The 14867-nt window shown below is 66.9% G+C and carries 13 protein-coding genes; 5 read left to right on the forward strand and 8 right to left on the reverse strand.

What is annotated here, in order from left to right; all coding sequences use genetic code 11:
• Positions 1-129: 129 nt before the first annotated feature.
• A complete protein-coding gene (locus ACCC94_RS20765) occupies positions 130-2334 on the reverse strand; it encodes a patatin-like phospholipase family protein (protein WP_413351413.1) in 2205 nt (734 codons plus the stop codon).
• A 70-nt stretch (positions 2335-2404) separates the two neighbouring features.
• Here ACCC94_RS20765 and ACCC94_RS20770 point away from each other — a divergent pair, with 70 nt between their 5' ends.
• A complete protein-coding gene (locus tag ACCC94_RS20770; protein WP_413351414.1) occupies positions 2405-2689 on the forward strand; it encodes a SelT/SelW/SelH family protein in 285 nt (94 codons plus the stop codon).
• Between the two features lie 124 nt (positions 2690-2813).
• On the forward strand, positions 2814-3809 hold the full coding sequence (gene rfaD / locus ACCC94_RS20775; RefSeq protein ID WP_413351415.1) for an ADP-glyceromanno-heptose 6-epimerase: 996 nt from the start codon (positions 2814-2816) through the stop codon (positions 3807-3809).
• A gap of 308 nt (positions 3810-4117) precedes the next feature.
• Here rfaD and ACCC94_RS20780 read toward each other — a convergent pair whose 3' ends face one another.
• The 3 genes from ACCC94_RS20780 to ACCC94_RS20790 form a co-directional block, all read right to left on the reverse strand.
• Positions 4118-4984, reverse strand: coding sequence for a DMT family transporter (locus ACCC94_RS20780; protein WP_413351416.1), 867 nt, complete (start codon positions 4982-4984; stop codon positions 4118-4120).
• Positions 4985-5086: 102 nt separating this feature from the next.
• Complete coding sequence (locus tag ACCC94_RS20785) at positions 5087-5428, reverse strand: tRNA-binding protein (protein ID WP_413351417.1); 342 nt, start codon at positions 5426-5428, stop codon at positions 5087-5089.
• Between the two features lie 73 nt (positions 5429-5501).
• The gene (locus ACCC94_RS20790) at positions 5502-6266 is read right to left on the reverse strand and encodes an AraC family transcriptional regulator (RefSeq protein ID WP_413351418.1); all 765 of its coding nucleotides are present in this window, start codon (positions 6264-6266) and stop codon (positions 5502-5504) included.
• Positions 6267-6404: 138 nt separating this feature from the next.
• On the opposite strand from ACCC94_RS20790, the gene ACCC94_RS20795 reads away from it, so the two are divergent.
• Together ACCC94_RS20795 and ACCC94_RS20800 are read left to right on the forward strand one after the other, a co-directional pair.
• Positions 6405-7214, forward strand: a complete 810-nt coding sequence (locus ACCC94_RS20795; RefSeq protein WP_413351419.1) for a UDP-2,3-diacylglucosamine diphosphatase — start codon at positions 6405-6407, stop codon at positions 7212-7214.
• A complete protein-coding gene (locus ACCC94_RS20800; protein WP_413351420.1) occupies positions 7211-8242 on the forward strand; it encodes a glycosyltransferase family 4 protein in 1032 nt (343 codons plus the stop codon). The genes ACCC94_RS20795 and ACCC94_RS20800 overlap by 4 nt, the downstream gene beginning before the upstream one ends.
• On the opposite strand, the gene ACCC94_RS20805 is transcribed toward ACCC94_RS20800, so the two are convergent.
• On the reverse strand, positions 8243-8491 hold the full coding sequence (locus ACCC94_RS20805; RefSeq protein ID WP_413351421.1) for a hypothetical protein: 249 nt from the start codon (positions 8489-8491) through the stop codon (positions 8243-8245). It lies immediately after the preceding gene.
• 209 nt (positions 8492-8700) lie between these two features.
• Between ACCC94_RS20805 and ACCC94_RS20810 the strand changes: the two genes are divergently transcribed.
• Positions 8701-9834, forward strand: a complete 1134-nt coding sequence (locus ACCC94_RS20810) for a GNAT family N-acetyltransferase (protein ID WP_413351422.1) — start codon at positions 8701-8703, stop codon at positions 9832-9834.
• A 185-nt stretch (positions 9835-10019) separates the two neighbouring features.
• Here the strand turns inward: ACCC94_RS20810 and ACCC94_RS20815 are convergent, their stop codons facing one another.
• The 3 genes from ACCC94_RS20815 to mprF form a co-directional block, all read right to left on the reverse strand.
• Positions 10020-10583, reverse strand: a complete 564-nt coding sequence (locus ACCC94_RS20815; RefSeq protein ID WP_413351423.1) for a cytochrome b — start codon at positions 10581-10583, stop codon at positions 10020-10022.
• A gap of 140 nt (positions 10584-10723) precedes the next feature.
• Positions 10724-11998 (reverse strand): virulence factor family protein, encoded by a 1275-nt coding sequence (locus ACCC94_RS20820; protein ID WP_413351424.1) that lies wholly within the window; start codon positions 11996-11998, stop codon positions 10724-10726.
• Between the two features lies 1 nt (position 11999).
• Positions 12000-14633, reverse strand: a complete 2634-nt coding sequence (gene mprF / locus ACCC94_RS20825; RefSeq protein WP_413351425.1) for a bifunctional lysylphosphatidylglycerol flippase/synthetase MprF — start codon at positions 14631-14633, stop codon at positions 12000-12002.
• Between the last annotated feature and the right edge of the window lie 234 nt (positions 14634-14867).

A 14867-nucleotide genomic window follows, 5' to 3' on the forward strand; every position in this document is an offset into this window, starting at 1 on the left:
CCGGCAAACCCCCCCCCCGCTTCTCTCGGCCCGGCTTGGCGCGACACCCCCCCCCCACAACCCCCCCCCAACCCCCGGTCCCCCACAACCCCCGCTCCTACAGGTTGCCGGTTCCTTCTGCGCGAGGGCTCAGAAGTTGCGCCCCAGGTTGATGTACACCGCGTGCTCGCTCGCATCGTTCAGGCCGTAGCTGAAGGACAGCGGCCCCAGCGGTGTCTCGAAGCCCATGAGGATGCTGCCGGCGTTGACGTAGCCGGTGTCGTAGCTGTTGTCGTTGTTCCATACCCGCCCGCGCTCCAGGCTGCCGCCCAGGTAGAAGGGGAAGTCCAGCGGCAGGAAGGAACGCTCGGTCATGCGCCGGTAGTAGATGACCCGCCCGAGGCTGTAGTTCTGTCCGGACAGCGCGTCCTGGCGGTAGCCGGAGAGCTGCCGCGCGCCGCCGAGGAGGAAGCTCGACACCACCACGTCGGCGTCATCGAGGGTGCGACCGTAGCCCCCGCCCAGCACCCAGGTGTTCGGGCCGCTGCTCAGTGCCTTGTCCAGATGGAAATCCCACTGGCGGTAGCGGTCGTCGTCGCCCAGGGACGGCGTGTGCTCGCGGAACGAGGTCTGGATGTTCTCGCCTTCGCGGGGAAAGTCCACGTTGTCCATGGTGTCGAAGGAATACTGCAGCTGGGCGTAGCCTTCATTGAAGTGGTAGTCGGGCAGGTCCTGTTGGCCCACCCGCACATCGGCCTTGCCGAAGGCCTGGGCGACGCCGAGGCGGAATTCGCCGTTGTTGGCGATCTGCCGGCCGAGGTTGATGCCGTAGCCGTAGCGCTCCAGGCGGTATTCGGCGATGGGATCGTCGTCCTGCGTGGCCTCGACGTTCTGCGCCTGGTTGAACAGGTAAGGGGCGACGAAGTAGCGCGAGCCCACGTCCAGCGGCTGGTAGAACTCGCTGTAGAGCTCCTGGCTGTCGCCGAACTGCAGGCGCGTCAGCCATTCCGCGCCGAGGCGGTTGATGCCGTTCATGCGGTAGCTGCCGCCGACGTTGAAGGTGCTGTCGCCGCGCAGGTCGTCCGAGAGGTTCAGGCCCAGGCGCAGGTAGTCGGTGCCACTGCGCTTGCCGTACGCGTGGATCACCAGCGCGTTGCCGGCCTTGCCTTCCTTGTCCTTCTTGTTGTGCACCACGCGGTACTGCACCTGGTCGAAATAATCCAGGCCGTAAAGGGTGCTCATGTCGCGTTGCAGGCGTTCCAGGTCCAGCGGTTCGCCCAGCGGTTGGCGGATGTAATGGAGGATGACGTCATCGCTGACCTTGGAGTTGTTCTCCACCTCGATACGATCGATCACCGGACGGCGCTCGCCCGGCGTGCGCGCTTCGCTCAGGGCCAGCGCCTCGGTATCGGCGGGCTTGCGCAGCGTCGCCAGGCGCGGGGCGAGGATGCTGGTGGCGCGGTAGCCGGCGTCGATCAGCTGTGGCACGCGACCGAAGTCGGTGGAGCTGTAGCCGCTGAGCGGCGGCTGCACCAGGACGTCGCTGGACTTCAGGGTGGCCAGTTGCGCCTCCGAATTCTTGCGGGTCATCAGGGTGACGGACTGGTTGAGCATGTCCACCACGGTCAACAGTTGCTTGCGATCCGCCAGCGGGTTGCCGATGTCGACCACGATGACCACGTCGACGCCCATCTGCCGCGCCACATCCACCGGGATGTTGTCGACCATACCGCCGTCAACCAGCAGCTTGCCGTTGACGTCCACCGGGGCGAAGACGGCCGGGATCGACATGCTGGCGCGGATCGCCTGGGGCAGGTGGCCCTTGCTGAACACCACCTTCTCGCCGGTGGAAATGTCGGTGGCCACCGCGCGGAAGGGAATCGCCAACTGGTCGAAGTCGCGGGTGTCGCTGGTGTGCACCAGCAGGCTCTCCAGCAGCATCGACAGGTTCTGCCCCTGGATCGCGCCCAGCGGCAGGCCGAGGGTGCCGTCATCGCGGAAGCTGAGTTTCTGCTTCACCAGGAAGTCGCGGTCGTCCTGCTTGCGGCGGAAGGGCACGTCGACCCGTGGCGGCGAATCGGACAGCGCCTGCTGCCAGTCCAGTCCCAACGCCAGCTGTTCCAGTTCCCTGGGCGTATAACCCGCCGCGTACAGGCCGCCGATTACCGCACCCATGCTGGTGCCGGCGATGGCGTCGACATGAATGCCCTGTTCGTCCAGCGCCTTGAGCACGCCGATGTGCGCGAGGCCCCGCGCTGCGCCACCGGACAGGACCAGGCCGATTTTCGGCGGGGTATTCGCCGCCAGGGTGCCGAGGGGAAGGAAAAGGAGGAGGGCGAACAGCAGTCGGCGCATGAAGAGAAGTGTCCGGTAGAGCGTTTCAGACCGGTATTATAGGGTCGCGTCCTACAGCAGGGTCTGATTCATGTCCGAAGCCAAAGCCGAAATCCTCATCACCTATTGCACCCAGTGCCAGTGGCTGCTGCGCGCCGCCTGGCTGGCTCAGGAACTGCTGAGCACCTTCGGCGACGACCTGGGCAAGGTCAGCCTGGTGCCGGGCACCGGCGGGGTTTTCCACATTGCTTGCGACGGCGAACAGATCTGGGAGCGCAAGGCCGACGGCGGTTTCCCCGAGGCCAAGGTACTCAAGCAGCGGGTGCGCGACCGCATCGATCCGCAGCGTGACCTGGGCCACAACGACCGACCCTGAGCCCTCGTGGTCCCATCCGCCCATTAGTTTCGTTAGCTGGCTAACTTCTTTGCTTCATATCAAAAGGAGACTTGCGTCTCGCTTTTAGTCTGGTGGCATCCATTCTCCGCAAAGGATGCCCGCCATGAGCATCATCGTCACAGGCGCTGCCGGGTTCATCGGCAGCAACCTCGTCAAGGCGCTGAACCAGCGCGGCGAGACCGACATCATCGCGGTCGACGACCTGACCGAGGGCGACAAGTTCGCCAACCTCGCCGACTGCGACATCAGTGATTACCTCGACAAGCGCGATTTCATCGAGCGCTACGCCCGCGGCGACTTCGGCGTAGTGCGCGCCTTGCTGCACCAGGGCGCCTGCTCCAGCACACTGGAGCGCGACGGGCGCTACATGATGGACAACAACTACCGCTACAGCGGCGAGTTGCTCGACGCCAGCCTGTCGCTGGGCGTGCCGTTCCTCTATGCCTCGTCGGCAGCGGTGTACGGCGGCGGCCACGAATTCCGCGAGATGCGCGCCTGCGAGCGGCCGCTGAATGTCTACGGCTATTCGAAGTTCCTCTTCGACCAGCGCGTGCGCAAGGTGCTACCCACTGCGCGCACCCAGGTCGCGGGCTTCCGCTACTTCAACGTCTATGGCCCGCGCGAGCAGCACAAGGGGCGCATGGCCTCGGTGGCCTTCCACTGCTTCAACCAGTTCCGCGAGACGGGCAAGGTCAGCCTGTTCGGCGAGTATGGCGACTACCCGGCCGGCGGCCACCTGCGCGATTTCGTCTCGGTGGAGGACGTGGCCAAGGTCAACCTCTACTTCCTCGACAACCCCGAGCGCAGCGGCATCTTCAACCTCGGGAGCGGCCGCGCCCAGCCGTTCAACGACGTGGCCATGGCAGTCATCAATACCCTGCGCGAACAGCAGGACCTGCAGCCGCTGACCCTGGAGGCGGCGATCCGCGCCGGATTGCTGGAGTACAGCGAGTTCCCGGATGAACTGCGCGGCAAGTACCAGTGCTACACCTGCGCCGACATCGCCTTCCTCCGCGAGGCGGGTTACCGCGCGCCGCTGATGGGCGTGGAGCAGGGCGTGCAGCGCTATTGCCAGTGGCTGCTGAATCAAGGCCGATAGCGCTTGTATCGGGTTTTTTACCCTGTCTTTACCCAGTGCTGACACTCGGCTGCTGCTCGCCGCGAGACACTATCCACCAGCACCAAACCGAACAGGCCGCCACGCAGGCTGTCGTGCGATGAATCCTTGGCATTCCCTCCCCGGGGCAAGGTTCGATGTTCGCACGCTGCGGGGCGGCCTTCTTTATGCCCCGCGCCGATTCCGCCCTTGTAGGAGCGAGCTTGCTCGCGAACGGGCCCTGCTGTGGTGCCAAGTGGTTCGCGAGCAAGCTCGCTCCTACAGTAGAGCCGGCATGAGGATTTACGCGGCTAGTGCGACCCGCGCGCACTGAGAAAAGTCGCGAAGATGATCAGCACGCCGCCCGCCAGCATGCGCAGGCTCGGCTGTTCGCCGAACAGCACGGCGGCGAAGGCGATGCCGTAGACCGGCTCCAGGGCGAAAATCACCGCCGCCGTGCGCGCCTTGATCAGGCGCAGGCTGGCCACGAACAGGCTGTGGGCGACGCCGGTGCAGAGCACGCCCAGCGCCACCAGCCAGAGCCAGTCCATGCCGCGTATCGACGGTAGCTCCAGCAGCACCAGCGGCAGCAGGCAGGCGATGATCGTCAGGTTCTGGCACAGCGCCGCCTGGATCGGATCGATACCGCGCACGCTCACCCGGTTGGCCAGCGACAGCAGGGCGAACAGCAGGCCGGAGAGGGTGCCCCAGAGCAGCCCGGCAGTGGCGCCGTCGCGCAGGTCGAGGGTCGGCGTGACCATCACCAGGCCGATGCAAACCAGCGCCACCACCAGGTACTCGCCCTTGCGGATACGTTCGCGGAACAGCAATCCCTCCAGCAGGACGGTGAACGCCGGGAAGCTGGCGAAGCCGAGGGTGGCCACTGCCACGTTGCCCACCTTCACCGCGAGGAAGAAGGTCAACCAATGCGTACACAGCAGCACGCCGCCACCGACCAGCATGGCGGCCTGTTTCAGCGTCGGGCGCTTCTGCTGACGCAGATGTCCGGCGAACACCGCCGCCAGCGACAGCGAGCCGAACAGCGCGCGGCCGAAGACGATGACCAGCGGGCCGGCGAGGATGAGTTTGCCGAAGATGCCGGACAGCCCGAACATCAGGGCGCCGATGTGCAGGCCGATCAGGGCGCCGCGGGGAGTGAGTTGAGTAACGCTCTTCATGCCTGAGCCCCCACCGACCGTAGTGGCGGAGCCTTATCTGGAAAGAGAAAATCTGGAAAGAGGGAAGCGCGCCCGGCCAGCCGGCGCGCGGTGAAACGAAGGTCAGGCCAGCCGCGCGCCATTGGGCAGCGGCTTGTCGAAACCGGCCAGCACCACCTTCTCCTCGCTGTCGTAGGCGCCGGTGACCAGCACTTCCGAGCGCACGCCGGCGATGGACTTGGGCTCGAAGTTGCACACGCACAGCACTTGGCGGCCGATCAGCTCGCTGGCTTCGTAGTGCTCGGTGATCTGCGCGCTGGAGGTCCTGATCCCCAGCGGGCCGAGGTCGACCTGGAGGATGTAGGCGGGCTTGCGCGCCTTCACGTTGGGTTCGGCCTGGATGATAGTGCCCACGCGCAGTTCGACGCGCTCGAAATCCTGCCACTCGATGGTGTCTGCCGACATCGTTGCTCCCGTTCGTTATGCGGTTCGATGGCTGGCAGTCTAAGCCCGGGGCGCGCGGCTGTCTGTCGCGCGGCTAGCGGGAATTGTCGCGCGCCTGCTGACGCAATTGGCGCGGAGTGATGCCGAACTGGCGCACCAGGGCCGCGGTGAAGGCACTCTGCGAGGCGTAGCCGACCTGCGCGGCGATCTCGCCGACCGACTGGTGCGAGCCGCGCAGCAGGTCGCGGCCCAGTTGCAGGCGGCGCTGGCGCACGTAGTCCATGGGTGTTTGCCCGGTCTCGGCGAGGAAGCGGGCGTGGAAGCGCGCGGCGGACAGCCCGGCGAGCCGCGCCAGGTCGGCCACCTGCAGCGGATGCGCGGCATGCCGGTCGATGTAGCTGTCGAGGCTGGCCAGCGGCAGTTGCGCCGGTTCCTCGATGCGCTGCTGGCCGGCGGCGAGGCTGGCGAGCAGCAGGATGGCGCCCTGGCGCGCCAGCACCGGGTCATGCAGCGAGCTGCCGGCGAGCCAGTGCACCAGCTGCGCCTGGTCATTGCTGAGCAGGCGCTGGCCGGGGGTTTCCAGCAGGCGGCGGCCGGCGTCGCTATGCAGGCCGAGGCTGCCGAGCAGGTCTTCCTCGTCTTCCAGGTCCACCACCAGGCAGCGGCTGCCGTCGGGGCTGGCGCAGGCATGGTGCTCGTCGCGCGGGACCACGGCGAAGGTCTGCCGGGTCACCAGGCTGCCGCGCCCGCCCACTTCGAAATCCAGGCTGCCGGACAACCCCAGCACCAGTTGCGCATGGCTGTGGCTGTGGGCGAGGTGGTCGTGGCTGTAGTGGCGCAGGGAGAGTATTTGGCTCATGCAAGGCTGCTTCATGGGCTGGCGGGCGAGTCGTCAGTCTAGCGCGCCGGGGGCTGTAACGGGACTGTCGCCAGTCGGTCACCTTCGCTTCACCGCACGCGCCGACACTTCGGGAAACCCTACCGGAGGTCGCCGACGATGAGCAGTGCGCAACGCATGACGCCGACGAAGAAACAACGGGTACGTACCCTGTGGATATCCGATGTCCACCTGGGCACCCGCGACTGCCAGGCCGAGCACCTGGCCGGCTTCCTCAAGCGCTACCACGCCGACCGCATCTACCTGGTGGGCGACATCATCGACGGCTGGAAGCTGCGCGGCGGCATCTACTGGCCACAGGCGCACACCAACGTGATCCGCCGCCTGCTGACCATGAGCAAGCGCGGCACCGAGGTGATCTACGTCACCGGCAACCACGACGAGTTCCTGCGCCGCTATTCCTCGCTGTTGCTGGGCAACATCCGCCTGGTCGACGAGATCGTCCACACCACCGCCGACGGCCGCCAGCTGCTGGTGATCCACGGCGACCAGTTCGATGTCATCACCCGCTACCACAAGTGGCTGGCCTTCCTCGGCGACTCCGCCTACGAGTTCACCCTGACCCTCAACCGCTGGCTCAACCACTGGCGCAGCCGCTATGGCTACGGCTACTGGTCGTTGTCGGCGTACCTCAAGCACAAGGTGAAGACGGCGGTGAACTTCATCAGCGACTTCGAGGAGGCCATCGCCCACGAGGTGCACAAGCGCGGCCTGAACGGCGTGGTCTGCGGGCACATCCACCACGCGGAAATCCGCCGGATCGGCGAGGTGGAATACCTCAACTGCGGCGACTGGGTGGAGTCCTGCTCGGCGCTGATCGAGCACTGGGATGGCAGCATCCAGCTCTATCGACTGGCCGAGGAGCAGGCGCGCGTCGAGGCGCCCGCGGTGGTCGAGTCGGCGGCATGAGGCTGCTGATCGTCACCGATGCCTGGCAACCGCAGGTCAACGGCGTGGTCACCAGCCTGAAGGCGCTGGTGGCCGAGCTGGAAGGACTGGGTCACGTGGTCGGGCTGGTCACTCCGCAGGACTTTCGTCACCGGCCTTGCCCGAGCTACCCGGAGATTCCACTGGCGTGGGACCTGTGGAAGGTGGGCGAGAAGATCGCCGGCTTCGCTCCCGACTGCGTCCACCTCGCCACCGAAGGCCCGCTGGGCTGGGCCGCCCGGCGCTGGATGGTGCGCCGGGGCTTGAAGTTCAGCAGCGCCATCCACACACGCTTTCCCGAATACGTGAACGCCCGCTGGCCCTGGCTGCCGCTGGGTTGGGGCTACGCCTTCCTGCGGCGCTTCCATGCGCCAAGTGCGGCTGTGCTGGTCAGCAGCGAGCGCATGCGCGGTACTTTCGCCTCGCAGGGTCTTGCCAACCTCGCGCTATGGCGCAAGGGCGTGGATATCCAGCGCTTCCAGCCGGGCGAGGGCGCACCGACGCGGGAGCCGGTGTTCCTCTATGTCGGCCGGCTGGCACGGGAAAAGAATCTCGAAGCCTTCCTCGCTCTCGATCTGCCGGGACGCAAGCGCGTGGTGGGCGATGGCCCGCAGCGGGCCGTGCTCGAAGCGGCTTATCCACAGGCCGAGTTTCTTGGCTATCGCCACGGCGACGAACTTGCGCAGACCTACCGCAGCGCCAGTGTGCTGGTCTTCCCGTCGCTGACCGATACCCTCGGCCTGGTGATGCACGAGGCGCTGGCGTGCGGCACGCCGGTGGCGGCATTCCCGGTGGCGGGCCCGCTGGATGTACTGGAACAGGGCATCACCGGGGCGATGGATGCGGACCTGCGCAGCGCCTGCCTGCGTGCGCTGGAAGTGGATCGCCAGGCCTGCGCGCAGTGGGCGCATGGGCAGACCTGGCGGGCATCGGCGCTGGAATTCCTGGCGCTGCAGGTGCGCCTGTCGGAGATGCCGGTCAGTGACGAGCCGGGCTTCGTGGGCGGCTGATCAGAACAGCCGCCGGTCGTGGTCCAGGCTCTGGTCCACCAGCCATTTGCCGTGGGCGATGGAGGCGTGCTGGGCCTTCTCCAGGTCCGACATGAAGGCGAATTCCACCGGCAGCGTCTTGCGCCGGGTGGTCTGCCCGTCGGGGGCGGTGATGTGACAGCCGCCGGCCCAGGGGGTAGGCAGGCCGGGGTGTTCGATGACATCGGCGGTGATGGTGTATTTGCGGTATTCGCATTGCATCAGGCTCATGGGGCGTCCTCCTGGCGGGTGCCAACGGCCCGCGACGCACGCGGGCGGAACGAGACCGGCGACGGGCGCCGGCAAGCCTTTCTAACCGGGAACATAGACCAATCGGACGGCCCTTTCCGCCGGATACCGACGAACGCGAATGGCGCCTTCGCCGGAGATTTCCCGCGTGAATCTTCCCAAGGTCGGCGCCGCGCGCCAGACTGTCGGCCATGCCAATCCAGACCCTTTCCCGCCTCGCCGAAATCGACGCCCGCCAGTGGGATGCCCTGTTGCCGGACGATCAGCCGTTCCTGCGCCACGCCTTTCTCTCGGCACTGGAGGAAAGCGGCAGCGTCGGCGGCCGTACCGGCTGGAAGCCGTCCCATCGCGTGCTGCTGGAGGATGATGGCCGCCTGCTGGCCGCTGCTCCGGCCTATCTGAAGAGCCATTCCTACGGCGAGTACGTGTTCGACTGGAGCTGGGCGGACGCCTGCCTGCGCGCCGGCATCCCTTACTACCCCAAGCTGCTGGTGGGCATTCCCTTCACGCCGGTCGGCGGGGCTCGCCTGCTGGGCGCGCCGGAGGCGGCGCTGAGCCTGGTCGGTGCGCTGGCGGGTGTGGTGGACGAGGGGCATTGCTCCGGCGTGCACGTGAACTTCACCGATCCTGCCGCCGATGCGCTGCTGCGCGATGCCGATGGCTGGCTGGAGCGCCTGGGCTGCCAGTACCACTGGAGCAACCGTGGCTACCGCGACTTCCAGGACTTTCTCGATGCGCTGAGTTCGCGCAAGCGCAAGCAATTGCGCAAGGAGCGCGAGCAGGTCGCCGGGCTAGGGCTGGATTTCGTCTGGATGGAAGGGCGCGAGTTATCCGAGGCGCACTGGGACTTCGTCTACGCCTGCTACAGCAGCACCTACGAGGTGCGTGGGCAGGCACCCTACCTGAGTCGGGCGTTCTTCAGCCTGATCGGCGAGCGCATGCCCGAGGCGATCCGCGTGGTCTTCGCCCACCAGCAGGGCCGCCCCGTGGCCATGGCCTTCAGCCTGCTGGGCGGCGACACGCTGTACGGCCGCTACTGGGGCTGCCTGGCGGAATTCGACCGGCTGCATTTCGAGACCTGCTTCTACCAGGGGCTGGACTTCGCCATCGAGCACGGGCTGAAACGCTTCGACGCCGGGGCGCAGGGCGAGCACAAGCTGATCCGTGGCTTCGAGCCGGTGATCACGCGCTCCTGGCATCGCCTGGGGCATCCGGGGCTGCGTGAGGCGGTGGAAGAATTCCTGGTGGGGGAGAGGGCGGGAATCCTCGCCTACGCCGAAGAGGCCCGCTCGGCGCTGCCGTACCGGCAGGATGGCTCTTCGTAGGAGCGAGCTTGCTCGCGAACCGCATGGCACAGACCGTAGGGCGAATAACGCGCCAGCGTTATCCGCCGCTGTGGCATCGGCGGATACCCTGTTCCGGGTTATGTGCCTACTGGGCGATGTTGGCGTTGGGCGGGTTCGCGAGCAAGCTCGCTCCTACAGGACCTGGTGGTCCGGGCCTTGAATATCTATTCCGGCTTCGCCTCGCCCTTGCCCGGCAGCATGCGCACCAGGGTGTTGTCGCGGCTGATGTAGTGGTGGAACAGCGCGGCCAGCGCGTGGAGGCCGATCAGCCAGTAGCCGAGCACGGCGATGGTCTCGTGCCAGTACTTCACCTGCTTGGCCAGGTCCGGGTTCTTGTCCACCAGGTGCGGCAGCTCCAGGCCCCAGAACGGCACCGGTTTGTCGGCGGCGCTGAGGATGATCCAGCCGGCCAGCGGCAGGCCGATCATCAAACCGTAGAGCGCCAGGTGCACGAGTTTGGCCAGGGCCATCTGCCAGGCTGGCGGGGCGGGAACGATCGGCGGGCTGGGGTAGATGAAGCGGCCGATGATGCGCAGCCAGACCAGTACGAACACGCTCAGGCCGAACATGAAGTGAAACTGGGAGAAGAGCGCGCGGGTGTCGCTGCCTTTGGGGAAGTTGGTGCGGTACTCCATGCAGAAGTAGGTGGCGGCGATCAGCACCAGCATGATCCAGTGCAGGGCGATGGACAGGCTGCCGTAGCGGGACGGGGACTTGGAAAGGCTCATGACGGTTCCTTGTGTGGCTCTTTTTCGTACGCCGCGTTCTGACGACGGGGCTGTCAGACTGAGCATAGAGCCTTAAGCGTGCCTGAAACACCGTCAAGGCAAAGTGAAAGGGCCGCACATTGCGGCCCTTTTGATGTCGGTCAGCCTTCGTCGGCGGCTGACTGGCGGGAGCGGATGGCGTTCACCAGGCGCTTGGCCAGGGCCGGGTAGTCCTCGTCGAAGTGATGGCCGCCGGGCAATTGCAGGTTCTCGCCCACCGATTGCGGCTGAGTGCAGCCGCTTTCGTCCTTCTCCTCGATGCCATACACGCAGAGCACCTTCGGTCCCGGCAGGCGGGCCATTTCCGGCCCGGTGGAGGCTTCCTGGCCGGCTTTGCCGAGCCAGCCCTGGACCTCGATCTCGAAGCTGCCGCTGCGGGCGAAGGCCAGCAGGATCACCGAGCTGACGTCCTTCTTGGCGTCCGCCGGCAGGCGGTTGTAGATCGCCGGCAGCACGTCGGCGCCAAAGGAGTAGCCGGCCAGCACGAAGTGCTTGGCGCCCCATTTCTCGCGGTAGTGCTGCATCAGCAGGGCGAGGTCGGCGGCGCTCTGTTCCGGGGTCTTGTGCTCCCAGAAATAGCGCAGCGCATCGACGCCCACCACCGGGTAGCCCAGCTCGGCCATCTGCGCGGCGACGTCGCGGTCGAGGTCGCGCCAGCCGCCATCGCCCGAGTAGAACAGGGTGACGGTTTCAGAAGGCTTGGCGGCCGGGACTTCTACCACTGGCACGTTGTTGCCGCCGCCTTGCAGCAGCTGGCGCAGCTGGTCGGCGAGGACCTTGGGCAGCGGCGTGTCGTAGTCGCTGATCACCGTCTCGGCGTTCTGCAGGCTGCGGGCGAAGCGCGCGCTGGCGTCGTCCGGGTTGTCGTTCCAGGCGGCCAGCCAGTGGCCGTGGGCAGCAGTCGTCGGCAACGGGGTGGCGGCGCAATCGGGTTTCTCCAGGGAGAAACCGACCGACAGGGCCTTGGCCTTGTCGTCGCTCTGCCCGGCGAGCCAGCGGAACGCCCAGGCGCTGCCCGGGCCGATGCCGGCGACCAGGGTCGGCTGGCCGTCGAGCAGTTCTGCGGCAGCCTTGATGCGGGCCTGCTGGGCCGCGCAGTCGTTTTCCGGGAAGACGAACTGCACCACGCGGGCGCCGCTGTCGTGGGCCAGGGCCAGCAACTGGCCGTCGTCGAGTTTCTGCTCGGCCTGCACCGCCAGCAGGACACGGGCGTTCGGTTGCTTGCCGGGATTGGCCAGGGCGACGGCACTGCCGTCGGCGAGCTGGCGGTGTTCGAGGGTCGCCTGGGAAGCCGGGCGGCTCCACAGCAGCAGGCCCACGGCGATGATGACCAGCAGGAGAAGGGCGAGCAGGTGTCGCCAGCGTCGTTTCAACATATCAGCGTTTTACCAATCCACTCAGGCCGCCTGCGATGAGGGCGGCCGTATCGGCCAGCGCCACCAGCGGATCCAGTCCGGCGGGCACGGCCAGGTAACGGGGTTCCCAGTCGGGCTGGAACTTGTCCTTGAAGCGCCGCAGCCCCTGGAAATTGTAGAACTGCTCACCCCGGCGAAAAACCAGCGCGCCGAGACGTTGGGTCAGCGGGGCGCCACGGCGCGGCTGCAAGCCGGCCAGGGGCACCATGCCGAGGCTGAAGCGGGTGTGCCCGCTCTCCTTGTAATGCAGGATCAGGCCGAGCATGAGGAACTCCATGGTCAGCTTGGGGGCGTCGGGGGCCACGCGCATCAGGTCGATGCTCGCCAGTTCCTTGCCGGAGGTTTCCAGCAGGTTGGCGAAGGCCACGGCGCGGCCCTGGAAACGGACCACGACGACGCGGAAGTACCGCAGGTAATCGGGAGTGAAGCGGCCGAGGGAGAAGCCCTTCTCGCGGACATTCTTGCCGCCCAGCCAGGCATCGGAGATGGCGCGCAGCTCGGCCATCGGCGCCTGCCCTGCATCATGGAATTCCAGGCTCAGGCCGTCGCGCTGGCCGCGGTTCCAGGTGTAGCGCAGGTCCTTCATCTCCTTGCCCTTGCTCTCCAGGTCGAAGCGGCGCAGGTCGACCCGCGCCTCCTCACCGAGCTTGAGCGCGGTCAGGCCGATGTCCATGTACAGCGGCAGGTTCTCCGCACGCACCTGGTAGAACACCGGGCGCGCGTGGTGCAGATCGCAGAGGTCGCGGAACTGCCAGATCAGCTCGGCGCGCGCCTGGGCCGGGCCGACCGGATCGAACAGCGCCACCAGGCTGCGGCCGCGGCGGGCATACATCAGGAAGGCGTCGTTGCCCTCGTGGAACAGCAGCGCCTTGTCGCCGGACAGGGCGAGGCCGCCGTCGGGCTGCGCGGAGTTGGCCAGGATGCGGGCGGCGGTATCCAGTTCCTCGCGGGTCGGGGCATGGATCGCCGGCGGTGCAGTACGCAGCAGCCAGTACAGCGCCAGCGCGGCCAGCAGCAGGCAACTGCCCAGGGCGGCGCGCAGGCCGCGCGGGGCGTCCGCATCCAGGGCGAACTGCCACCAGAGCTCGTGACTGTAGGGGACGTCCTGGTAGGCGAACAGCAGCAGCCAGATGGACGCGGCGATGACGCAGGCGGCCGCGCCCAGGTAGAGCGGCGAGAAGGGCAGGTCCATCAGGCGGCTGCGGCGGTAGAAGGCGCTGCGGAAGATCACCAGCAGGATGGCGGTGAAGCTGAGGATCAGTGCTTCTTCCCAATCGAAGCCCTTGAGCAGCGAGAGCACCGCGCCGGCGCTGAGCAGCCCGATGGTCAGCGCCCAGGCGGCTGAAAGTCGGCGGCGCAGGCCATAGGCGAGCAGCAGGCAGAGTACGCCGATCAGGCTGGCGGCCAGGTGCGAGGCGTCGATCAGGCGGTGCGGCACGAGGAAACCGATGTCGTCGAGGCGAGTGTCGATCGATGGCGTGGCGCCGGAGAACAGCAGCACGACGCCGGAGAGGAATACCAGCAGCGAGAGGATCTGCGCGGCGAAGCCGGAGGCCACGCGAACCGCCTGCTTGGCTACCAGTACGCGGCGGGCCTCGAGGAACAGCAGCAGGAGACAGGCGATGAGCAGCGGCAGCACCACGTAGATCAGGCGATACAAAAGCAGTGCCGCAGCCAGCGGCGCGGCGCCCAGCTGGTTGGCGAAGGCCGCCAGCAGTACCGCTTCGAACACGCCCACACCGCCTGGGACATGGCTGAGCACGCCAGCCGCCAGGGCGATCAGGTAGACCAGCAGGAAAGCGCCAAAGGGCGGGGCTTCCGGCAGCAGCAGATAAAGCACGGTGGCCGCGGCGGCCACATCCAGCGCGGTGATCAGCAGTTGCAGCAGCGACAGGCGCAGGCCCGGCAGGCGCAGCGTGCGTTTGCCGAAACGGACCAGGTAGCTGTCGGGCGAGGGCTGCTCCGGCAGGCGCCGACGTTCCACGGCAACCACCAGCAACAGGCAGAGGGCGATGATGCCCAGCGCCAGCACGGCCACCAGCCACTGCGGCAGATGCAGGGCCAGCGAGGCGTCGGAGAGGTCGCTCAGCGCGGCGAGCGCCGCCAGCACCGGCAGCGCGCAGCCCAGCGACAGGCTGGCGAACAGCGTCATCAGCGCAACGTCGCCCGCACCCAGCCCCTGGCGGGCATAAAGGCGGTAGCGCACCGAGCCGCCGGAAAGCATCGACAGGCCCACGGCATTGCCGATGGCGAAGGCGGAGAAGCCGCCGGTCAGCAGGGCCGGTACGGGCAGCTTCACGCCGGCGAAGCGGCTGGCCGACCATTCGTAGCCGAGCAGGAAGACGAAGCCGACCACGGTGGCGGCGAAAGCGCCGAGCAGCGAGGCGGTGGGCACGTCGAGCAGGGCGTCGTGCAGGGAGTAGGCGTCGATGTCGCGCAGCAGGTGATAGCAGGCGATCAGCGCCAGGCTGAACAGCACCAGGGTGACGCCCAGGCCGAGTGCCTGGCGGTTGGCGTTGACCCAGTTGAGCCAGGTCGCTCGTGCGGGAGCGTCGTCGGCGGCAGGGATATCGGGTGTGGCGGGGTTGGCGCTCATCGGGCACCTCAATCGATTTAGCGCGACAGAGTAGGGGCACTGACGCGAATTCCCAAGTCCCCGGAAGAGTATTTTCCTGATCCGTGAGACGCCACCGGTGGGCGATCTTTTTCCGGCACAACGAAAAAAGCCACTCCTAAGAGTGGCTTTCTTCTTGGTGTCTGGTTGCGGGAGCAGGATTTGAACCTACGACCTTCGGGTTATGAGCCCGACGAGCTACCAGACTGCTCCATC

The organism is Pseudomonas sp. Pseusp97 (assembly GCF_047304025.1).
Taxonomy (GTDB): domain Bacteria; phylum Pseudomonadota; class Gammaproteobacteria; order Pseudomonadales; family Pseudomonadaceae; genus Pseudomonas.